Below are 21,475 nucleotides of genomic sequence, written 5' to 3'. Positions count from 1 at the left end.
GAGGCGATCGGGGGCGGGCCAGGTGACTCCAGGCCGGTACGGCAGGGCGCTCCCCGTCCTGCTCAGCGCGCTGCTGGCCAGCACCGCCTGCGGTCCGGTGGCCGAGCGGAAGTCGCAGGACCTGCGGGTCGGGTACGACAGCCTGGACGGGGCGTTGGTCGTGTGGCCGCCCCGGGGTGACCTGTCGAAAGACGCCACGGCGACGACCGCGGTCACCCGGGCCGTCCGGGACTGGCGCTCACCGGACGACGACCGGGCGCACCTGCCCTCGTCCGGCATCCTCTACTCCGGTCGGGTGGACGGTGCCCCGGTGGCCCTCGTGGCCGCCGACGTGCCCGGCGAGAGCGCCTCCTGGCTGCTGCAACTCACCCGCGACGGCGACCGGTACGCGGTGACCCGCGCCGCCGAGTACACCGACCCGGGTTACCTCGTCTACTCCGACGTGCTGCCGGTGCAGACCGCCGCCGGCCGCCGCTACCTGGTCTCCGCCCGGGTGCAGACGCTGGTCGGGCCCCAGGATCGGACGTTGGCCGTCGCGGACGGCCTCAGCGCGCCGGTCGACGTACCGTCCTGCACGGCGGTCGGGGTGACCACGACCCTGCGCACCACCGAGTCGCTGCCCCGCGGTCGGGCCGCGGACCGGCTGCTCGACCTGGGCACCGGCACCGTCGATCCGCGGTATCCGCTGGTCCGCGACGAGTCGGGCACGGGACGGCGGGCACTCACCGGCCTGGACACCTGCGTGCTGGCCGGCGACCGGGGCCCGTTCGGCAGCATCCCGCGCCGGATCGGCGACCGGGACGCGCCGCGCTCGGTGCCGACGTCCTGGCCGATGGCGAAGCTCACCGTCCGCTCGCTCGGCGAAGTCGCCCTCGGCGGTGGCAAGCCAGCCGAGTTGCAGCAGCTCAGCTGGGACACCGACGCCGGCGCGATGACCGCCGTGGTCTACCGGCCGGCCGACGGGAGCGCGCCCGTCGTCTCACCCGCCGACCGGGCCACCCCGTTGCAGGCGTACCAGCTCCCGATGCCCGGCCAACCGCTGGTGGTGCTCAGCTGGCGGCCCACCCGCGACGGCTCCCTGTCCGTGCCGCCGGGCACCCCCCTGCTGGTCGAACGACCCGGTCTGGCGATCATCCCCAGCCCGTCCCGTTCCCAGACCTACAGCCTCGCCAACATCGACAAGACCCACTACCGCTCGGTAAAGCCGAACTAACCCCCCCACCCCCCACCCCCCACCCACCCCCCACCCACCCGGGCGATCATGGAGTTGTGGTGCCCCACATAAGGGGCAATTCACTACTCACCGCCCACCACAAGTCCATGATCGACGGCGCGGGCGGGGCGCGGGCGGGGGCGCGGGGCCGGGCGGGGCCGGGCGGGGCCGGGCGGGGCCGGGCGGGGCCGGGCGGGGCCGGGCGGGGCCGGGCGGGGCGGGGCGCGGGGCGGGGGCGGGCGGGGCCGGGCGGGGCCGGGCGGGGCCGGGCGGGGCGGGGCGCGGGGCGGGGGCGGGAGATGCGGATGCGACGAGGCGGGCGTTCCCCGCGTGGGGGACGCCCGCCTCGTCGTCGGGTCAGTTCTGCGCGGCCGCGTCGCTCGGGGTCAGGCGGTCCGGCGTGGCGTCCAGACCGGAGATCCAGCCGGTGACGTTGCGGGCCACGTCCTGGGCGGTCAGGCCCAGGTCAGCGAGGATCTGCGCGCGCGTGCCGTGCGGGTGCCAGTCGGCCGGTACGCCCAAATCCTTGAGCGGCACCCGGACGTCGGCGTCGCGCATCGCCTGGGCGAGCGCGTCGCCCACCCCGCCGACCCGCACGCCGTCCTCGACGCTGACCACGAGCCGGTGCCGGGCGGCCAGGTCGACCAGCTCCGCCGGGACCGGACGCACCCAGCGCGGGTCGACGACGGTGACCCCGTAGCCCTGCTCGGCGACCCGGGCGGCGACCTCCATACCCAACTGGCCGAACGACCCGACGGCGACCAGCAGCACGTCCGTACGCGCCGACTCGGCCAGCACGTCGACGGTGCCGACCCGGCGCAGCGCCGGGAGGTCCGCGGCGACGGAACCGGTCGGGAAGCGCAGCACGGTGGGGCCGTTGTCGACGGCCATCGCCTCGCGCAGCTCCTCCCGCAGCGTGGCGGCGTCGCGGGGGGCGGCGATCCGCAGACCAGGCACCACCCCGAAGACCGACATGTCCCAGATGCCGTAGTGGCTGGGACCGTCCGGGCCGGTGATGCCGGCCCGGTCCAGCACGAAGGTCACCGGCAGCTTGTGCATCGCCACGTCCAGCAGGACCTGGTCGAAGGCGCGGTTGAGGAAGGTGGCGTAGACCGCGACCACGGGGTGCAGGCCGCCGAGCGCCAGCCCGGCCGCCGAGGTGGCGGCGTGCTGCTCGGCGATGCCCACGTCGTACACCCGCTCGGGGTATTTACGGGCCAGCTTCGCGATGCCGGTCGGCTCGGCCATGGCGGCGGTGATGCCCACCACGTCCGGGCGCTCGTCGGCGATGGCCAGCAGCTCGTCGGCGAAGACGTGCGTCCACTTCACCGACGGCGCGGCCAGCAGGGCGCCGGTCTCGACGTCGAAGGCGCTGCTCGGACCGTGCAGGCAGTCCGCGTCGTCCTCCTCGGCGGGACGGTAGCCGTAGCCCTTGCGGGTGACCGCGTGCACGATCACCGGGCCGCCGAAGCCCTTCGCCGCGCGCAGCGCCGCCTCGACCGCCGCCACGTCGTGCCCGTCCACGGGGCCGACGTACTTGATGCCGAGGTCCTCGAACATGGCCTGCGGGGCGACGGCGTCCTTGATGCCCTTCTTGACCGCGTGCAGCACCTCGTACATCGGCTTGCCGACCAGCGGGGTGGAGCCGAGGGCGTCCTTGACCGTGTCGAGGACCTTCTCGTAGCCCGGGTTGAGCCGCAGCGAGGAGAGGTGGTCGGCCAGCCCGCCGATGGTGGGCGAGTAGGACCGGCCGTTGTCGTTGACCACGATCACCAGCGAGTTGCCGGCGGTGGCGATGTTGTTCAGCGCCTCCCAGCACATGCCGCCGGTGAGCGCGCCGTCGCCGACCACGGCCACGACGCTGCGCTGCTCACCCCGCAGGGCGTACGCCTTGGCCAGGCCGTCGGCGTAGGAGAGCGCGGTGGAGGCGTGCGAGTTCTCGATGAGGTCGTGCTCGCTCTCCGCCTGGCTGGGGTAGCCGGAGAGGCCCCCGCGCTGGCGGAGCTTGTCGAAGCCGGCCTGGCGCCCGGTGAGGATCTTGTGCACGTACGCCTGGTGGCCGGTGTCGAACAGGAGCCGGTCCCGGGGCGAGTCGAAGACGCGGTGCATGGCCAGCGTCAGCTCGACCACACCGAGGTTGGGCCCGACATGCCCACCGGTACGGGAGACCTTGGCGATCAGGAAGTCCCGGATCTCGGCGGCGAGGACGTCCAGCTCCTCGCCGGACATCCGCTTGACGTCCTGCGGCCCGCGCACCGTCCCGAGCAGCCGGCCGTGGTTGGCCGTGTCCTCTTCAACACTCATGACCGGAGAGTCTATCGGCCCGGTGGTACTCCGCAGCCCGGGCCGAGCCCGACGCACCCACGCCTGCCGACTGAGTGCCTGATCAGGGCCGGATCCGCAGCCGTCGGGGCGGGGCGGTCGGGCGACCCGGATACGCCGGCCCGGCGGGTGTCCACGAGCCGAGCACCGCGCCCCGGGTGGCGCCGGTCACCGACGGGATCGACCCGGGTAGCCCCTGCCAGGACAGCCAGCCGAGCAGCGCGAAGGCGTACGCCTCCTTGGCCTGCGCCGGGACGCCCAACTCGTCGGTGCCGCGCAGCCGCCACCGGCCGCCGCCCAGGGCGGCGAGCCGCCGCAGCAGGGTGGGGTTACGCACACCACCGCCGGCGGCGATCACCTCGGCCACGCCGTGCCTGTCGCACTCGGCGGCCACCACCCGTGCGGTCAGCTCGGTGAGTGTGGCCAGCAGGTCGTCCACCGGCACCGGCGTACCGAGCGCGGCGAGGTGCCGGTCCAGGTAACCCGCGTGGAACAGCTCCTTGCCGGTGGACTTGGGCGGGGCCGCCGCGTAATAGGGCTCGGCCAGCAACGCGGCGAGCAGCTTGGTGTGCACCCGGCCGGCCGCCGCCCGCGCGCCGTCGATGTCGCACGGCTGGTCCAGGAAGCGGCGGGCGGCCGCGTCCAGCAGGGCGTTGGCCGGGCCCACGTCGTACCCGAGGACCGGGGCCCCCGGGGCGACCACGGTGAGGTTGGCGATGCCGCCGAGGTTCAGCGCCGCGCGCGGCCCGGCGGCGACGTCGAGCAGCAACGCGTCGAAGGCCGGCACCAGCGGCGCACCCTGCCCGCCGACGGCGATGTCCGCCGAGCGCAGGTCACTCAGCACGGGTACGCCGACCCGGGCGGCCACCCGGGCCACCGCGCCCAGTTGCAGGGTGCCCAGGGCCACCCCGTCGGCGACCCAGTGGAAGACCGTCTGGCCGGGCGAGACCACCGCGTCGGCCCGCCCACCGGCCAGCTCCAGGCCGATCGCCGCCGCCTCGGCGAACACCTCGCCGAGACGGTTGTCGAGCCGGCAGACGGCGTCGACGGTGGTGACCGCCGGGGGCAGCAGCGCCGCGATCTCGGCGCGCAGCTCCTCGTCGTAGTCCAGGCCACGGTGCCCCAACGGTCGCAGCCAGAGGGTGTCCCCGTCGACCTCGAACTCCGCCGCGACCACGTCCACGCCGTCGTACGACGTCCCGGACATCAACCCGACGATCTTCATCGGGCCAGGGTAGTCAGGCGGTCGGAGGGAGCAGCAGCCCCACCTGCTCGACGTGCTGCGTCATCGGGAACAGGTCGAAGCCCCGCAACGCGGCCAGCCGCCACCCGAGGTCGGTGAAGGTGCGTACGTCCCGGGCGAAGGCCGCCGGGTCGCAGGCCACGTACGCGACCGCCCGGGGGCCGGCGGCGGCCAGCGCGCGCACCACCGGGGCGCCGGCGCCGGAGCGCGGCGGGTCGAGCACCACCACGTCGACCGGGCCGGTGATCCGCCGACGGGCCAGCGCGGTCTCCACCCGGGCCGACACGACCTCGACGGTGGGCAGGTCGGCGAGGTTCTCCCGGGCTGCGGCGACGCCCTGCCCGGCCGCCTCGACGAGGGTCACCCGGCCGGTCGCGCCGACGCGGCCGGCCAACCCGACGGCGAACAACCCCGCGCCGCCGTAGAGGTCCCACGCGATCTCGCCCGGCTGCGGGTCCAGCAACTCCAGTACCGCCGTGGAGAGGGTGTCCGCCGCGGCCGGGTGCACCTGCCAGAACGCGGACGCGGGCAGCGTCCAGTCCCGCCCGGCGGCCACCTCGCGGACCTCGGCCGGCCCGCTCACCGGGGTGGGCACACCCTCGCGGATCTCCGTGACGGTCACGTCCCCACCGGTGCTGGCGACGGTCTCCACCGCCTCCGCGGCCGACCAGCGCGCACCGGTGGGGGTGAGCACCGGCAACTGCTGGATGGCCGGGTGGGCAATCCGGCAGCGGTCGATGGGCACCACCTCGTGCGAACGGTGCTTGAGCAGACCGGCCCGATCCGCGGCGTCCACCGCGTAACGGACCCGGGAGCGCCAGCCGAGCAGTCCGCCGGGCAACGCCTGGACCCGGACGTCGAGCTGGTCCAGCTCGACGTCGGAAAGACCGCCGAGACGGACCAACTGTTCGCGCACCACGGCGGTCTTCCAGGCCAGTTGCGCGGCCGGGGCGACATGTTGCAGGTCGCAGCCACCACAGGCGCCCGGTTTCGCGTACGGGCAGGGCGGCTCGACCCGATCCGGTGAGGGGTCCAGCACGGTCACCGCGTCGGCCCGGACGAACCCGCGGTGCACCTCGGTCACCTCGGCGATCACCCGTTCACCGGGCAGCGTGTGCCGGACGAAGACCACCTGCCCGTTGACCCGTGCCACGCAGTGCCCGCCGGGGGCGACCGCGTCGACGGTGAGCTCGACCCGCTCCGCCTCGGCCAGTCCACGCTCGTTCGACTCAGTCACGGCCACCGTCCCCCGTACCGCTGCCCGCCGGGCCGCCCTCGCCGGGCGGGGCGGAGACCGGCGCCGCCGAGACCACCGGCGGGGCGGAGACCGGCGGGGCGGTGCCGCGTGGCCCGCGTGCCGGTGTCCGGGACAGCGTGGCGTCGAGCCGGTCCAGGTTCTTGCTGGCCGTCGACGCGAGCTGCCACGGCACGCTGACCACCATCACCCCCGGTTCGAAGAGCAGCCGGCCCTTGAGGCGCAGGGCGCTCTGGTTGTGCAGCAGGTTCTCCCACCAGCGGCCGACCACGTACTCCGGGATGAAGACGGTGACCACGTCCCGGGGTGACTTGCGGCGGGTGGAGGCCACGAAGTCCAGGATCGGCCGGGTGATCTCCCGGTACGGCGAGTCGATCACGGTGAGCGGGATGGCCATCTCCCGCCGCTCCCAGTCGGCCTGCAGGTCCCGGGTGTCGTTCTCGTCCACGTTGACGGTCACGGCGGTCAGCGTGTCGGGCCGGGTGGCCCGGGCGTAGGCGATGGCCCGCAGCGTCGGCTGGTGCAGTTTGCTGACCAGCACGATCGCGTGGTTGCGGGCGGGCAGCACCGCCCGGCCCTCGTCCGGCGGCGTCAGCTCCACGGCAATCCGGTCGTAGTGCCGGCGGATGCCGAGCATCAGTAGGTAGATCACTGCCATCGCGGCGATCGCGATCCACGCGCCGAGCAGGAACTTCGTGATCAGGACGATCACCAGCACCGTACCGGTCAGGCCCGCGCCGAACGTGTTGATCGCCCGGGAGCGGTGCATCCGGCGGCGCGCCTCCGGGTCCCGCTCGGTACGCAGTCGCCGGTTCCAGTGCCGGATCATGCCGGCCTGGGAGACGGTGAACGAGACGAAGACCCCGACGATGTAGAGCTGGATCAGCTTCGTCACCTCGGCCTGGAAGCCGACGATCAGCACGATCGCGAAGAGGGCGAGGAAGCTGATGCCGTTGGAGAAGGCCAGCCGGTCGCCCCGGGTGTGGAACTGGCGGGGCAGGTAGCGGTCCTGGGCGAGGATCGACCCGAGCACCGGGAAACCGTTGAACGCGGTGTTAGCGGCCAGGAAGAGGATCAGGGCGGTGACCCCGGCCAGCACGTAGAGCAGGATCGACCCGGAACCGAAGACCGTCTCGCCGAGCTGGGTGGTGACCGTCTTCTGCACGTACCCGTCCGGGCCGGAGACGATCTGGAGACCCGGATCCTCGACGAACTGCAGGTGGGTCAGCCGGGCCAGCCAGATGATCCCGACCAGCATGCTCACCGAGATGGTGCCGAGCAGCAGCAGGGTGGTGGCGGCGTTACGGCTCTTCGGCGCCTTGAACGCCGGCACCCCGTTGGAGATCGCCTCCACGCCGGTGAGCGCCGCGGCACCCGAGCTGAACGTCCGCAGCAGCAGGAAGACGAGTGCGAAACCGGTCACGCTGTGCTCGGCCTGGATCACCAGGTCGGCACTTGGCGCGCGGAGTTCGTCACCCAGCACGAACACCCGGAACAGCCCGGTGAGCAGCATCCCGAGCATCACGATCACGAAGCCGTAGGTGGGGATGGCGAACGCGGTGCCCGACTCGCGCAGCCCGCGCAGGTTGACAGCGGTCAACAGCACCACCGCGAGCACCGCGATCAGGACCTTGTGGGTGGCCACGAACGGCACCACCGAGCCGAGGTTGGCCACCCCGGAGGAGACCGACACCGCGACCGTGAGCACGTAGTCGACAAGCAGCGCGCTGGCCACCCCGACGCCGAACTTCGGACCCAGGTTGACCGTGGCCACCTCGTAGTCGCCGCCGCCGGAGGGATAGGCGTACACGTTCTGCCGGTAGCTCGCCACCACGGTGAGCATCACCACGACCACCGCGAGTGCGATCCACGGCGAGAACAGGTACGCCGAGGCCCCGGCGATGGAGAGGGTCAGCAGGATCTCGTCGGGCGCGTACGCGACGCTGGACAGCGCGTCGGAGGCGAACACGGGCAGCGCGATGCGCTTCGGCAGGAGGGTGTGCTGCAGCCGGTCGGACCGGAACGGTCGACCGAGGAGGAGCCGCTTCAGCAGCGAGGTGGGACTGGCCACGAACGCCAAGAGTACGACCACCACGGCGGGACCGCGGGGGTGGGCGATCACCGCCCGCCGCGACGACGGGGTACGGTCGGTCCCCGCTCCCCACCGAGACATGGCAGGCTCGCACTCGGAAGGCCACCGGCAGCGGGGGCGGTACGCACCTTGGGAGGGACAGCGTGCACGTCGTGATCATGGGGTGTGGCCGGGTCGGGTCGACCCTCGCGCACAGCCTGGAGTCCCGAGGGCACTCGGTGGCGGTGATCGACCAGGACGCCGACGCCTTCCGCCGGCTCGGCCCCGACTTCGCCGGGATCACGGTGACCGGCGCGGGCTTCGACGGCGAGGTGCTCCGGCAGGCCGGCATCGAGCGCGCGGACGCCTTCGCCGCGGTCTCCAGCGGCGACAACTCCAACATCATCTCGGCCCGGTTGGCGCGCGAGACGTTCGGCGTGTCCCGGGTCGCCGCCCGCATCTACGACCAGCGCCGCGCGCAGGTCTACGAGCGACTGGGCATCCCCACCGTGGCGACCGTGCGCTGGACGGCCGACCGGATGCTGCGGCACCTGGTGCCGGAGGGCAACGTGGAGATCTTCCGCGACCCCACGAGCACGGTGTCGATCGTCGAGGTGCCGGTGCACAAGGACTGGATCGGCCGATCGGTGCGCAACCTGGAGGACTCGGCCGGCGCACGGGTGGCCTACCTGATCCGCTTCGGCATCGGCACGCTGCCCACCGGCTCCACCGTCGTGCAGGAGGGTGACCAGGTGTTCATGCTGGTCAGCGATGACATCGTGGCGACGGTCACGTCGGTGGCGGCGGCGCCGCCGGAAGGGGGGCAGTGAGCCATGCGGGTCGCCATCGCGGGCGCGGGCAACGTGGGCCGCTCGATCGCCCAGGAGTTGATCGACAACGGCCACCAGGTGATGCTCATCGAACGCCAACCCAAGATGCTGCGCCCGGACCGGGTGCCGGCCGCCGAGTGGGTGCTCGCCGACGCGTGCGAGGTGGCGAGCCTGGAGGAGGCCAACATCGCCGGCTGCGACGTGGTCGTCGCGGCGACCGGCGACGACAAGACCAACCTGGTGCTGTCGCTGCTGGCCAAGACCGAGTTCGCGGTGCCCCGCGTGGTGGCCCGGGTCAACCGGGCCGAGAACGAGTGGCTGTTCACCGAGCAGTGGGGCGTCGACGTCGCGGTGAGCAAGCCGCGGGTGATGGCCGCGCTGGTCGAGGAGGCGGTCACCGTCGGCGACCTGGTCCGGCTGATGACCTTCCGCCAGGGTGAGGCGAACCTGGTCGAGATCACCCTGCCGCCGACCGCGCCGTACGTCGGTCAGCCCATCCACGCCGTACCACTGCCCCGCGACGCCGCGTTGGTGGCCATCCTGCGCGGTAAGCGGGTCCTGGTGCCCAGCCCGGACGACCCCATCGAGGCCGGCGACGAGCTGATCTTCGTCTGCACCGCCGAGGTGGAGGACCAGGTCCGCGTGGTGGTCCTCGGGCCGGACAGCGTCGAACGGACCCGCAGCTCACACTGAGCCTGGCAGCCGCTCGCCGGCCTGCCCCGCCTCGCTCAGGTGCCGGGCACCGGGGTCGGCGGAGCCTCCCGGGTGACCCGGCGCACCGTCCAGACCGTGATCAGCAGCAGCAGCGCGTACGGCGGGTAGCCCAGCACCAGCCGGGCCACCCCCAGCGCGGTGTCCTGGTGGGCGAGGTACAGCCCGGCCTGCACGCCCACCTTGGCCAGCCAGACCACACCCCAGAGCACAGTGAGCTGGGTGAAGGTGCGCACCAGCTTCGGGTCGGCCCGCCACTCCGAGCGGCCCTTCGCGACCAGCACCGACCAGATCCAGCCGACCAGCGGCTGCCGGATCGCCGCCGAGATCAGCAGGGCGACGCCGTACCCGATGCCGTAGAGGATGCCGGGGAGGTAGAAGTCACGCTCGTCGCCGGTACGCCACGCGATGGCCGCGCCGATGCCGACGCCGAAGAGCCCGTTGACGGCGTGCCGGATCGGCCGACGCTGGGCCAGCCGCAACCCCGCGATCAGCACGGCGACCGCGATCGACGCGATCACCGCCGGTCGCAGCTCGCCGATGATGTTGGCGACGACGAACACCACGACCGGGATGCTGGACTCGACCAACCCGCGCCACCCGCCGAGCTGGTCGGCCATCTGCTCGGCGATCGTCGGCAGCGGCTCCTCGCCCTGGGGGTCGGTCTCCGGCTGTGCCGCCCGGTCCTGTCCCGTCGTCATCGCCGGCCTTCCGTCCGCAGTGCTGTCACTTGGGCGAGTCCAGCTCGTAGTAGGGGTTGTAGATGACCTTGCGGTCGTCCCGCACGGCAACCCGACCCCGAGCGGTCAGGTGCCGGCCCGGCTCGATCCCGACGATGTGCCGTCGACCCAACCAGACCAGGGTGACCACGTCGCTGCCGTCGTACAGGTCGGCTTCCAGGGTGGGCAGGTTGGTGCGCGGCGTGTAGACCACCGTGCGCAGCCGACCGGCGACCGACACCAACTGACCCCGGGAGCACATCTGGGCCGGGATCCCGCCGCACTCGGCGCTCTCCCGACGCAGCTCCTGCGCGTCGATCTCGGCCTCGCTGGCGGTGAACCGTTGCAGGAGCCGCCGCAGCGAAACCCCGCCCTCGTCGGTCATCATGACCTCCGCGTCACCCTCTCCACGCTCGCCGTCCCCGGCCGGCGCCGGCGGCGCCGGAACCGTGCCGCCAGCGTACGCCGACGAGGCCGGTTCCGGCGGGCCGGCGGGGCGTGGAGTCAGACCTGGCGCGGCTCGGCGGCCACGTCGCCCGCCTCGGCGGCAGCCTGGTCGGCGACCTCCCGGGGCAGCCGCAGCGGCAGCGGCTCGCGGACCGGCTTCGCCTCCTGGCCACGGTCGACCACCAGGCCGTCCAGGCACTCCACGAGCGGTCCGGCCACAGCCGGGTCGGTGGCCACCGGGCCCTGGAACACGCCGCGGACCATCCAGCGCGGCCCGTCGATGCCGACGAACCGCAGGTTCGTCGGACCGTCCGGGGTACGCACCTGAGCGTGCAGCTCCGGGCCGTACTCGCCGTCGACCTCCTGCGCGCTCGCACCGTCGCGCAGCAGCGACTGGCGGATCTCCTCGCGCACCTCGTCCCAGATCCCCTCGGACCGGGGAGCGGCGAAGACGCCCAGCTGGAGCGCGTTGTCGCCATGCACCAGCACGACCTGCTGGATCACGCCCTGCGGGTCGGCCTGCACCCGCACCTCGACGTCGGCGATCGCCGGGATGTGCAGGCTGCCCAGGTCGAGCCGCTGCACGTCGTCGTAGCTCTCGGAGATGTCGTACGGGCCACGCACCAACGACGGCGCCGCGTCGCCCTGGTCCGGGACCTGGGTGGCCCGCTCGTCACGGGTCTGCCGCTCGGCATCGGCCCGCTTTCGGGAGAAGATCACTGCGCCCACCCTCCGCTGTTCACACTCACCCTGCCATGTCTTCCGTCTGCCTGCGGCCCGGCTCGTCCGGCCGCCGCTCGACCCGGTCCTGGCCCGTCGGCGACGGCACCAGCCCGGCGTGCCCGCCGGTGGAACCGTGTCCGCCGGTCCCGCGCCGGGACGCGGGCAGCTCGGCCACCGGCTCGAACCGCGCCCGTGCTACCTGTTGCACCACGAGCTGTGCGATCCGGTCGCCGCGGGAGATCTTCGCCGGCACATCCCGATCATGGTTGATCAGGTTGACCAGGATCTCACCCCGGTAGCCGGCGTCGACCGTACCGGGCGCGTTGAGCACCGTCACGCCGAGCCTCGCCGCCAGACCGGAACGGGGGTGGACCAGGCCCACGTACCCCTCCGGCAACGCGATGGCCACGCCGGTCGGCACCAGGGCGCGGCCGCCGGGTGGCAGCTCCACGTCCCTGGCCGCCACCAGGTCGGCCCCGGCGTCGCCGGGATGGGCGTACGTGGGCAGCGGCAGCTCGGAGTCGAGCAGCTGCACAGGCACGGGTACGACGTCGGTCACGGGTCCCCTCTTCCGTCCGGTTCTCGGGGTGACCCTGCCATCCTGCCGGTTCGTCGAGCCGCCGTGCGCCGTACCCTCGCAGGAGTGAGCATGTCGCCCTCTCCGTCCGCCGATCAGCCGCCGGTCGACGCCCGCCCGGCGTACACCGAACGGCTGGACCTGCCCTGGTGGCTGTGGCTGGCCGGGCTGGTTGCCGCCGCGTTGTTGGCCGTCGAGATCTGGATGGGCGCCGCCGGCGTCCGCGCCTGGCTGCCGTTCGCCGTTCTGCTGCCACTCACCGTGGTCGGGTTGTGGTGGCTGGGCCGGATCCGGGTCGGGGTCGTCGGCTCCGAGCTGCGGGTGGACGACGCACGCCTGCCGGTCCGCTTCGTGGCCGACGTGGTGCCGTTGGACGTGGCCGGCCGTCGCGAGGTGCTCGGGGTCGGTGCGGACCCGCTCGCGTTCGTGGTGCAGCGCCCGTGGATCGGCGGCGCGGTGCAGGTGGTGCTCGACGACCCGGCCGACCCGACCCCGTTCTGGGTGGTGAGCACGCGGCACCCGGTCGAGCTGGCCGAGGCGGTGCTGGCCGCACGGGACGCCCTGACGCTCTCCGCTCCGACGGCGGGCGGGCCGGGCTGATCTGTTGCCGCCGACCCGCTCAGGTACCCGTCGGCGGTCCCGGCAGGGCAGCCGGTGGCGCGGGCCGGGCTGATCTGTTGCCGGCCGACCCGCTCAGGTACCCGTCGGCGGTCCCGGCAGGGCAGCCGGTGGCGCGGGCCGGGCGATGCCCCGCCGTCGCAGGTCCACCTGAAGCTGCTCGGCCATCTGCTGGGTGGCTCGGCGGTTGAGGAAACTGGCCACCGCCGCGCCGGTGAGGAACGGCCCGAGCGTGGTGAGGTTGCGACCGAAGCGCCGCAGCAGCATCTCCCGTAGCTCCTTGCGAGCCGCGGTGCCGAGCACCGCGCCCACTCCCACGCCGGGCACCATCGGGTTGACGCCCCGCTGGGTGGCCCAGGAGTGCACCAGGGCGACCGCCCGTTGGCTGCTGCCGACCGGCAGCGCCACACCGTGGATCTCGTGCAGCTCGCCGACCAGCTTCAGCTCCACCGCCACCACGGCGACGGTCTCGGCGGCGAGCAGCACCGGCGCGGAGAGCAGGGTCGGTGCGACAGTCCACTCGACGGCGGCGACTCCCCCGCCGGCCGCGCCGATAGCGGCGGTGGCCCGGGACGCGTTACGGACGAGCCGGTCGGCCAGGGCAGCATCGTCGAGACCGGGAAAATGCCGACGCAGGGTGTCCAGGTCCCTAACCGGGACGTGCGGAGCGATTTCGGCGACCGTGTCGACCATCCAGCGCACGGCGGCACGGGGCTTGAACAGGTCGGAGATGCCCCGTGCGCGGGCCTGCCCGACCATCCGGGTCAGCAGTTGGCGGCGTCGGGCCGGCGCGATGTCGTCCGCGGTCAACGCCGCGACGGTGGACCCGAGGTCGCCTGCTCCGCCGGTGGCGTCAAGGTCGCCCGTGCCACCGGCGGCACCGAGGTCGCCCGTGCCGCCGTCGGTGGTGCCGCCTCGATCGCTCATCGGACCTCCCGGTGCTGTGGCTACCCGTTACGAGTCAAGCAGGTACCCACCGGTGGCGCATGCCTACACCGGCAGCGGCGGCCCCGTTCAGGAGGCCGCCGCTGGTGTCGTGGATGTCAGACGCACTCGCGGCAGATCAACTCGCCGTTACGCTCGACTGCCAGCTGGCTACGGTGGTGGACCAGGAAGCAGCGGGCGCACCGGAACTCGTCCTGCTGCATCGGAAGCACCTTGACCGTGAGCTCCTCGTCGGCCAGATCGGCACCGGGCAGCTCGAAGCTCTCGGCCACCTCGGCCTCGTCGACGTCCACCGCGCCCGACTGTGAGTCGACGCGCCGTGCCTTGAGCTCTTCCAGGCTGTCCTCGCCGAGGTCGACCTCGTCGCGACGCGGGGCGTCGTAGTCGGTGGCCATCGGTTTCACTCTCCCATATCGATGTTGTCGCTTCCGGTTGTAACGCCGGACGACGCTGTTTCGGTTCCGCTGGCCGGCCACCACTTGTGTCGGGCACCCGACCCGAGGACCGAACGGGTCGAGCTCGCTGGGGCGACTCCCCCGCGAGCGCGGAACCTTACCCCCCCTTGGGCGAGGCATGTATACCGCCCTTGCGGCTGAGATGTACGCCCCCGCACGCGAAGTTGTTCCCAATGTGATTCAGGCGACACGAAGATAGGGGTAGTAGTACCTGGTTCGCGGTCGGCGCGCCGGCATGTCGGGCTGTTTCCACGCGACGGCCGGACAACCGTTAACCTCAGCGGCGTATTCGACGGCCGGCGGCCGGTCCGACAGCTGCCTGCCGCCGTCATCCACCTGAGGTCCCGGGAGTGCTCAGATGAGTTTTGCGCGGGTGCGAGCACTCGTCGTCGTCGGCCTGCTGGGGGTGCTGGCCCTGGCATTCGTGGTGACCGCGATCATCCGGGACACCCAGGGGAAGGCAGGCACGGCCGAGGGCTGCCCGGAGGGCTGGCCGCTGGCCGACGTGACTCTGCACGAGCCCAAGGACGTCAAGATCAACGTGTTCAACGCGACCGACGAGCCCGGCCGGGCCGGCAGCGTCGCGGACGACTTCCGCAACCGCAAGTTCCAGGTCAAGAAGATCGGCAACGAGCCCAAGGGGATCGACGACGTGGCGGTGCTGCGGTACGGCCCGAAGGGGGTCGGCTCCGCGCACCTGCTCCAGGCGTACTTCCTGAACAACGCCGAGCCGGGCTACGACCCGGCGCGCACCGACGACGTCGTGGACGTGGTGTTGGGCAACGGCTTCCAGCAGCTCGCCACCACGACCGAGGTCAACCAGTCCCTGGGCGACATCGGCGCGCCCCGCGCCCCCAAGGGCTCCTGCCCCTCCCCGGTCGCCAAGTGACGACCGGGCCGGTCTGATCGTCCGGTCAGGGGCCGCCGGCGGCATCCAGCTCGGCCAACCGGTCGTGCAGCGACCCGAACAGTGCCGCCGGGGCCGCGACCACCAGGTCCGGCCCCGGCGGCCCACCGGCCAGGCCGGCGACCCGGACCCCCGCCTCCGCGGCCACCAGCCCGCCCGCCGCCAGGTCCCAGGGCGCAAGACCCTTCTCGAAGTACGCGTCGAGCCGGCCCTCCGCGACCAGACACAGGTCCAACGCGGCGGCGCCCAGCCGGCGGATGTCCCGTACGTGCGCGATCAGCCCGGCGACCACCTGGGCCTGGTGGGCGCGACGACCAGCGTCGTACCCGAAGCCGGTGCCGACCAGCGCCTGCCCCAGGTCGACCTCGCCGGAGCAGCGCAACCGGACGCCGTCGCGCCAGGCCCCGCCCCCGACGGTGGCAGTCCACTCCTCGCCGGTGTTCACGTTGCGCACCACGCCGGCGACCACCACGCCGTCCACCTCGGCAGCCAGCGACACCGCGCTGTACGGCAGCCCGTAGAGGTAGTTGACGGTCCCGTCGATCGGGTCGACGATCCAGCGCACGCCGCCCGGGGCGACCGGCCCGGTGTCGCGCGTACCGTATTCCTCGCCGAGCACCGCGTCGTCCGGTCGCAGCTCCTTCAACGCGTCCAGCACCTGCCGCTCGACCGCCCGGTCCGCCGCGGTGACCACGTCGGTGACGGTGCTCTTGGTCGCCGCGACGGAAACACCCTCGACCCGCATCCGGTACGCGGTGGCCGCCGCATCCCGGGCGACGCCGAGCGCGACCGCCAGAAGTTCCCGAGGTGACGGCGCCGACCGGTCCATCCCAACGTCCCCTTCCCGCACGACCGGGGCGTTCGGGGCCCCGCGCGAGTATCATCCTTACAAAGTCCACATCAGCGCCGAATCGGCGGTCCCACTGCCATTACGCAGTGCGGCGCAGGATGATCGCCGCAGACGGCGTTACAATTCACCCCTGCCCACGCGCCACGGACCGCCGACCACCGGCCGGTCCGGGACACGAGGGTCCCTCAACCACATTGCCCGGCCCGGTTGCCCCACGCTGTGCCGGACAACCCGGCCGTGCCCGCTCTTCGCCTCCGGAAGGTCATTCGTGACAGAACCCCGCCAGACCGGCGCCGACGTTCGCTCGCTCACCGACACCCTGATCGCCCACGCGCAGAGCGCCGGCGGTCAGCTCACGTCGGCCCAGCTCGCGCGCACCGTCGAGTCCGCCGAGGTGACTCCGGCCCAGGCCAAGAAGATTCTGCGGGCGCTCTCCGAGGCGGGAGTGACCGTAGTGGTGGACGGCTCGGCGAGCACCCGCCGCCGTGTCGCCGCGGCCCGCTCGACCACGCCGGCGTCCCGGGCCACCACCGCCAAGACCACCAAGAAGGCCGCCGCGCCCGCCCCGAAGCAGGCGCCCGCCTCCGACGACACGCCGTCCACGCCGGCCCCACGCAAGGTGGCCGCCCGCAAGGCCACCGGCGCCTCCGCCGACGGCGCTGCCGCGCCGGCGAAGGCCACCAAGGCGACCCGGGCCACCAAGGCGACGGTCGCCGCCGCTGGCGCCAAGGCCGGCACCAAGGCCAAGGGTGAGGGCGCCGAGGGCGAGATCGACCCGGAGGAGCTGGCCGCCGCCATCGAGGACGTGGTGGTCGAGGAGCCGGCCGAGCTGACCCAGGCCGCCGAGACCGACGCGGCCGCCTCGGCGACCGACAACGACTTCGAGTGGGACGACGAGGAGTCCGAGGCCCTCAAGCAGGCCCGGCGAGACGCCGAGCTGACCGCCTCCGCCGACTCGGTTCGTGCGTACCTGAAGCAGATCGGCAAGGTTCCGCTGCTCAACGCCGAGCAGGAGGTGGAGCTGGCCAAGCGGATCGAGGCCGGGCTCTACGCCGCCGAGCGGCTGCGGGCCGCCGACGAGGGCGAGGAGAAGCTCGTCCGGGAGATGGTCCGTGACCTGGGCTGGATCTCCCGCGACGGCGAGCGGGCCAAGAACCACCTCCTGGAGGCGAACCTCCGACTGGTGGTGTCCCTGGCGAAGAGGTACACGGGCCGCGGCATGGCCTTCCTCGACCTGATCCAGGAGGGCAACCTCGGCCTGATCCGCGCGGTGGAGAAGTTCGACTACACCAAGGGCTACAAGTTCTCCACGTACGCCACCTGGTGGATCCGGCAGGCGATCACCCGCGCGATGGCCGACCAGGCCCGCACCATCCGCATCCCGGTGCACATGGTCGAGGTCATCAACAAGCTTGGCCGCATACAGCGCGAGCTGCTCCAGGACCTGGGCCGCGAGCCCACTCCGGAGGAACTGGCCAAGGAGATGGACATCACACCGGAGAAGGTGCTGGAGATCCAGCAGTACGCCCGGGAGCCCATCTCCCTGGACCAGACCATCGGTGACGAGGGCGACAGCCAGCTCGGTGACTTCATCGAGGACTCCGAGGCCGTGGTCGCGGTGGACGCGGTCTCGTTCTCGCTCCTGCAGGACCAGCTCCAGCAGGTGCTGCAGACGCTCTCCGAGCGTGAGGCGGGTGTGGTACGCCTGCGCTTCGGCCTGACCGACGGCCAGCCACGGACGCTGGACGAGATCGGCCAGGTCTACGGGGTGACCCGGGAGCGGATCCGGCAGATCGAGTCCAAGACGATGTCCAAGCTGCGCCACCCGTCCCGCTCGCAGGTCCTCCGGGATTACCTGGACTGACCGGGTTTCGTCAACCGAACGTGTCGTTTTGACCACCTGGTGTGCAACACCAGATGGTGATCGTCCGGATGCACGAATGTGATCGTTGACGTGGCACCCTGGGTGCACGGCACACTGTCCCTGCCAGGTGTGACCTCGGTCCCCCGCGGGCACACAGGGAAGGCAGTGCCTAGCAAGGGTGTTGCACCATAGGTGAGCAACGACCGAAGAGATTGTTCATCGGTGACGACCAGAGGAGGAAGGCGATGACCCCGACCCTCACGCCGCCGCCCGAGACGGTGGCGCCCCCAGCTGCCGATGAACGGTGCGACCGCTGCAATGCTGCCGGGAAGCTCCGGATCACTCTGGCGGGTGGGAGCGAGCTGGTGTTCTGCGGGCACCATGCGAACAAGTACGCGGAGGATCTCGTGAAGATCACCGAGCGGTTCGCGACGGAGCCCGATTTCAGCTGGCGTGGCGCCGATCTGATGGCGAACTAAATCCGCAAACCGACATAGCCGGCCGGAGGCACCCCGAGGGTGTCTCCGGCCGGCTTTTTCGTGCCCGAACCCACGCCTCGGACGCGAGCCGGGCGGGCCCACACCCGGACGCGAGTCGGAGGCCCCGCGCGACGGCTTCGTGCCCCGTCACGCCCCTCGCGCCCACCCCTGCGCCCTGGACCCTCTGGGCCGTGCCACCCACCACCCGCGCGCCCGGCGCGCACTCCCCGGGGCCAGACGGCCGGGTTGTCGCCAAGATCCGCGCACTTTCGGGGATGTTGCTGCCTCCCGCACGTTCGAGGCAGCAACATCCCCGAACTTGTGCGGATCTTGGCGCGGAGCCGGGCGGCGGGGGGCGGGGGCGGGGGCGGGGGCGGGGGCGGGGCGGCGGGTGTCGGTGAGGTTGGTGGGTCTAGAGGGTCTGGACGGTGGCGATGCGTTCCTCGAGCTGCTCGATGGTGGCCTGGGCGCTGGGCGGGCCGCCGCACAGACGACGCAACTCGGCATGGATCTTGCCGTGGGGTTGGCCGGTGCGGTGGTGTCGGGCCGCCACCAGAGCGTTCAGTTGACGCCGGAGCGCCACACGGCGCTGGGCGGCGCTCATGGGTGCCGGTGGCGCCGCTGTGGGCGCAGCGGCCGGCTGAGCGGGCCCGTCGGCGGTACGACGACGCTGGGCGGCGAGTTGCGCGGCCTGCCGCTTGGTCAGCAGCAGGGAGACCTGGTCGGCGGTGAGCAGACCGGGCAGGCCGAGGTATTCCTCTTCCTCGGGAGTGCCGGCCTGAGCCGCGGTGCCGAACGACGCGCCATCGAAGATCACCTGATCCAGCTCGGCGGTGGCCGAGAGCGCGGCGAAACGCTTCTCCAGCTCCCCGCTGGCCTGGTCGTCGCGTTGCGCCCGTTCCAACAGGTCGTCGTCGAAGCCGTCGGATTCCTTGGGTTTGCCCAGGACGTGGTCCCGCTCGGTCTCCATCTCGCTGGCCAGCCCGAGCAGGTGCGGCACGCTGGGCAGGAACACCGACGCGGTCTCCCCGGGCCGGCGTGCCCGGACGAACCGGCCGATCGCCTGGGCGAAGTAGAGCGGGGTGCTGGCACTGGTGGCGTAGACCCCGACGGCCAGCCGCGGGATGTCGACCCCCTCGGACACCATCCGCACCGCGACCAGCCACCGCTGGTCGGACGCCGCGAACGTCGCGATCCGGGCGGAAGCGCCCTGGTCGTCGGAGAGCACCACGGCGGCCTTCTCGCCGGTCACCTGCTCGATCAGCTTGGCGTACGAGCGGGCGGTCTGCTGGTCGGTGGCGATGATCAGACCGCCGGCGTCGGGCATGCCCGCGCTGCGCAGCACGGTCAGTCGGGCGTCGGCGGCCCGCAGCACCTGTGGCATCCAGTCGCCGGCCGGGTCCAGGGCGGTACGCCACGCCTGCGCCACCAGGTCCTGCGTCATCGGCTCGCCCAGCCGGGCGGCCAACTCGTCCCCCGCGTTGGTGCGCCAGCGGGTCTCCCCGGAGTACGCCAGGAACAGCACCGGCCGGACCACGCCGTCGCGCAGGGCGTCGGAGTAGCCGTAGACGGAGTCGGCGCGGGAGCGCAGCAGCCCGTCTCCGCCCCGCTCGTAGCTGACGAACGGGATCGGGTTGTCGTCGGAGCGGAACGGCGTCCCGGTGAGCATCAGCCGGCGTACGGCGGGCTCGAAGGCGTTCTTCACCCCGTCGCCCCAGGATCGGGAGTCGCCCGCGTGGTGGATCTCGTCGAGGATGACCAGGGTGCGGCGGGTCATGGTGCGCCGCCGGTGCACCTGCGGGGCCATGCCCACCTGCGCGTAGGTGACCACCGCGCCGTGGAAGTCGGCCGCGGAGTGCACGTCGGCGTTGCGGAACGCCGCGTCGAGCTGGATGCCCACCCGGGCCGCGGCTTCGGCCCACTGGTTCTTCAGGTGTTCGGTCGGTGCGACCACGGTGACCGCCTCGACGGTGCCGTCGGCGAGCAGTTCGGCCGCGATCCGCAGGGCGAAAGTGGTCTTACCGGCGCCGGGGGTGGCGACCGCGGTGAAGTCCTCGGTACGCCGACGCAGGTATTCGACCAGGGCCTTACGCTGCCAGGCGCGTAGTGCCGGGAACGTCTCGAGCACCGGCGTCCGGGCTGCCACGCGAAGCTCCTCTCCGACCGCACGACGGCGGATCCGGGGCGAGGGCCACGTTGGCCGCCGCCCATGAAAACGCCTCCGCGCAGAAGCTGCCGCGAAGGCCGACTCAGCATAACCAGCGCGGGCCCGACGTCCCAGGCGACGCCACGCTGGTCACATCTGTCACCCCTGCGGAACGCGCCTCACCACTCCGGGTCACCGGTGCGTGGCGGACGTAGCGTGGCCACCGGAGCGGACCACCGTCGACGTAGGGCGATCAGGCGCAGCCCGAACACCAGGACGGCGGCGGCGGTGAGCGACACCGGCCCGGTCTGGTCGGTGCCGTACAGGACGACCACCAGGATCGAGCCGGCCAGCGCGGCCACCGCGTAGATCTCCCGGCGCAGCACCACCGGGATCTCGGCGGTGAGCAGGTCGCGGCCGAGCCCGCCGCCGATCGCGGTGAGCATGCCGATCAGGCAGGCGCCGACCGCCGGCACCCGGGCGTCGAGGGCCTTGAGCGTGCCGGTGACGGTGAACAGCGCCAGACCGGCCGCGTCCAGCACCAGGACGGTGGTGCGCAGTCGGGCCAGTTGGGGGTGCAGCCAGAAGACGGCGAGCGCGGTGATCGCGGCGGTGGCCGCGTAGCGCCAGTCGGCGAAGGCCAGCGGCGGGACCTCGTCGATGACCAGGTCCCGGAAGATCCCACCGCCGAGGGCGGCCACGAACCCGACGAAGGCGACGCCGAACAGGTCCAGTCGCTTCGCCACCGCCGCCGAAGCCCCGGATGCGGCGAACACCGCCACCCCGGTCAGGTCGGCGAGGAGCAGGGCGGTGGAGGTGGTCACCGCCGCAGGCTACGTCGCCGGCCGGGACGCCGGCCCGCGTTCACTCGCGGTACGAGTCGTAGATCTCCTTGCACTTGGGGCAGACCGGCGAACCCGGCTTGGCCGCCTTGGTGACCGGGAAGGTCTCACCGCAGAGCGCGACGACGAAGGTGCCCATGACGGCACTTTCGGCGATCTTCTCCTTGCGGACGTAGTGGAACATCTCGGGACCGGTGTCGGCGTCCTTCAGCTCCGGACGCTCGAGAACCTCTGTGCTCACGTCTGCACCTCCAACCA

At 72.5% G+C, this 21,475-nt stretch carries 21 protein-coding genes; 7 read left to right on the top strand and 14 right to left on the bottom strand.

What is annotated here, in order from left to right; all coding sequences use genetic code 11:
* Positions 1-58: 58 nt before the first annotated feature.
* Positions 59-1,213, top strand: coding sequence for a hypothetical protein (locus O7614_RS09615; protein ID WP_278142202.1), 1,155 nt, complete (start codon positions 59-61; stop codon positions 1,211-1,213).
* A gap of 357 nt (positions 1,214-1,570) precedes the next feature.
* Here the strand turns inward: O7614_RS09615 and dxs are convergent, their stop codons facing one another.
* From dxs to O7614_RS09595, 4 genes are all read right to left on the bottom strand, one after another.
* Complete coding sequence (gene dxs / locus O7614_RS09610; RefSeq protein ID WP_278138114.1) at positions 1,571-3,517, bottom strand: 1-deoxy-D-xylulose-5-phosphate synthase; 1,947 nt, start codon at positions 3,515-3,517, stop codon at positions 1,571-1,573.
* A gap of 82 nt (positions 3,518-3,599) precedes the next feature.
* Positions 3,600-4,760, bottom strand: coding sequence for an anhydro-N-acetylmuramic acid kinase (locus O7614_RS09605; RefSeq protein WP_278138113.1), 1,161 nt, complete (start codon positions 4,758-4,760; stop codon positions 3,600-3,602).
* Between the two features lie 13 nt (positions 4,761-4,773).
* Positions 4,774-6,015, bottom strand: a complete 1,242-nt coding sequence (locus tag O7614_RS09600) for a class I SAM-dependent RNA methyltransferase (protein ID WP_278138112.1) — start codon at positions 6,013-6,015, stop codon at positions 4,774-4,776.
* On the bottom strand, positions 6,008-8,104 hold the full coding sequence (locus O7614_RS09595) for an APC family permease (RefSeq protein WP_278138111.1): 2,097 nt from the start codon (positions 8,102-8,104) through the stop codon (positions 6,008-6,010). The genes O7614_RS09600 and O7614_RS09595 overlap by 8 nt, the downstream gene beginning before the upstream one ends.
* A gap of 164 nt (positions 8,105-8,268) precedes the next feature.
* On the opposite strand from O7614_RS09595, the gene O7614_RS09590 reads away from it, so the two are divergent.
* Together O7614_RS09590 and O7614_RS09585 are read left to right on the top strand one after the other, a co-directional pair.
* Positions 8,269-8,934 (top strand): TrkA family potassium uptake protein, encoded by a 666-nt coding sequence (locus tag O7614_RS09590; protein WP_278138110.1) that lies wholly within the window; start codon positions 8,269-8,271, stop codon positions 8,932-8,934.
* A gap of 3 nt (positions 8,935-8,937) precedes the next feature.
* Positions 8,938-9,627 (top strand): TrkA family potassium uptake protein, encoded by a 690-nt coding sequence (locus O7614_RS09585; RefSeq protein ID WP_278138109.1) that lies wholly within the window; start codon positions 8,938-8,940, stop codon positions 9,625-9,627.
* Positions 9,628-9,662: 35 nt separating this feature from the next.
* On the opposite strand, the gene O7614_RS09580 is transcribed toward O7614_RS09585, so the two are convergent.
* The 4 genes from O7614_RS09580 to dut form a co-directional block, all read right to left on the bottom strand.
* Positions 9,663-10,346 (bottom strand): DUF3159 domain-containing protein, encoded by a 684-nt coding sequence (locus O7614_RS09580; RefSeq protein WP_278138108.1) that lies wholly within the window; start codon positions 10,344-10,346, stop codon positions 9,663-9,665.
* Between the two features lie 25 nt (positions 10,347-10,371).
* On the bottom strand, positions 10,372-10,752 hold the full coding sequence (locus O7614_RS09575) for an OB-fold nucleic acid binding domain-containing protein (RefSeq protein WP_278138107.1): 381 nt from the start codon (positions 10,750-10,752) through the stop codon (positions 10,372-10,374).
* 116 nt (positions 10,753-10,868) lie between these two features.
* Entirely contained in the window at positions 10,869-11,531 is a 663-nt protein-coding gene (locus tag O7614_RS09570) for a DUF3710 domain-containing protein (RefSeq protein ID WP_278138106.1), read from the bottom strand.
* 25 nt (positions 11,532-11,556) lie between these two features.
* Entirely contained in the window at positions 11,557-12,093 is a 537-nt protein-coding gene (gene dut, locus O7614_RS09565; RefSeq protein ID WP_278138105.1) for a dUTP diphosphatase, read from the bottom strand.
* 90 nt (positions 12,094-12,183) lie between these two features.
* Here dut and O7614_RS09560 point away from each other — a divergent pair, with 90 nt between their 5' ends.
* Positions 12,184-12,711: a DUF3093 domain-containing protein gene (locus O7614_RS09560; protein WP_278138104.1), complete on the top strand. Its 528-nt coding sequence runs from the start codon at positions 12,184-12,186 to the stop codon at positions 12,709-12,711.
* Positions 12,712-12,804: 93 nt separating this feature from the next.
* Here the strand turns inward: O7614_RS09560 and O7614_RS09555 are convergent, their stop codons facing one another.
* Positions 12,805-13,656 (bottom strand): hypothetical protein, encoded by an 852-nt coding sequence (locus O7614_RS09555; RefSeq protein WP_278138103.1) that lies wholly within the window; start codon positions 13,654-13,656, stop codon positions 12,805-12,807.
* A gap of 116 nt (positions 13,657-13,772) precedes the next feature.
* Entirely contained in the window at positions 13,773-14,069 is a 297-nt protein-coding gene (locus O7614_RS09550; RefSeq protein WP_007075406.1) for a DUF4193 domain-containing protein, read from the bottom strand.
* Between the two features lie 433 nt (positions 14,070-14,502).
* Here O7614_RS09550 and O7614_RS09545 point away from each other — a divergent pair, with 433 nt between their 5' ends.
* The gene (locus O7614_RS09545; RefSeq protein ID WP_278142201.1) at positions 14,503-15,018 is read left to right on the top strand and encodes a LytR C-terminal domain-containing protein; all 516 of its coding nucleotides are present in this window, start codon (positions 14,503-14,505) and stop codon (positions 15,016-15,018) included.
* Positions 15,019-15,043: 25 nt separating this feature from the next.
* Here the strand turns inward: O7614_RS09545 and O7614_RS09540 are convergent, their stop codons facing one another.
* Positions 15,044-15,865 carry an inositol monophosphatase family protein gene (locus tag O7614_RS09540; RefSeq protein WP_278138102.1) on the bottom strand — a complete coding sequence of 274 codons (822 nt, stop codon included), beginning with the start codon at positions 15,863-15,865 and terminating at the stop codon, positions 15,044-15,046.
* Between the two features lie 289 nt (positions 15,866-16,154).
* Here O7614_RS09540 and O7614_RS09535 point away from each other — a divergent pair, with 289 nt between their 5' ends.
* Positions 16,155-17,750, top strand: coding sequence for an RNA polymerase sigma factor (locus O7614_RS09535; RefSeq protein WP_278138101.1), 1,596 nt, complete (start codon positions 16,155-16,157; stop codon positions 17,748-17,750).
* Positions 17,751-17,995: 245 nt separating this feature from the next.
* Positions 17,996-18,229, top strand: a complete 234-nt coding sequence (locus O7614_RS09530; RefSeq protein WP_030337431.1) for a hypothetical protein — start codon at positions 17,996-17,998, stop codon at positions 18,227-18,229.
* A 412-nt stretch (positions 18,230-18,641) separates the two neighbouring features.
* Here O7614_RS09530 and O7614_RS09525 read toward each other — a convergent pair whose 3' ends face one another.
* The 3 genes from O7614_RS09525 to O7614_RS09515 form a co-directional block, all read right to left on the bottom strand.
* Complete coding sequence (locus tag O7614_RS09525) at positions 18,642-20,375, bottom strand: DEAD/DEAH box helicase (protein ID WP_278138100.1); 1,734 nt, start codon at positions 20,373-20,375, stop codon at positions 18,642-18,644.
* A 179-nt stretch (positions 20,376-20,554) separates the two neighbouring features.
* Positions 20,555-21,199 carry a trimeric intracellular cation channel family protein gene (locus tag O7614_RS09520; RefSeq protein ID WP_278138099.1) on the bottom strand — a complete coding sequence of 215 codons (645 nt, stop codon included), beginning with the start codon at positions 21,197-21,199 and terminating at the stop codon, positions 20,555-20,557.
* Between the two features lie 40 nt (positions 21,200-21,239).
* Positions 21,240-21,458, bottom strand: a complete 219-nt coding sequence (locus O7614_RS09515) for a DUF3039 domain-containing protein (RefSeq protein WP_007456912.1) — start codon at positions 21,456-21,458, stop codon at positions 21,240-21,242.
* Positions 21,459-21,475 lie beyond the last annotated feature (17 nt).

Source organism: Micromonospora sp. WMMD961 (genome assembly GCF_029626145.1).
GTDB lineage: Bacteria > Actinomycetota > Actinomycetes > Mycobacteriales > Micromonosporaceae > Micromonospora.
The sequence above is the reverse complement of the archived record's forward strand: the minus strand, read 5'-3'. Positions and strand labels throughout refer to the sequence as shown.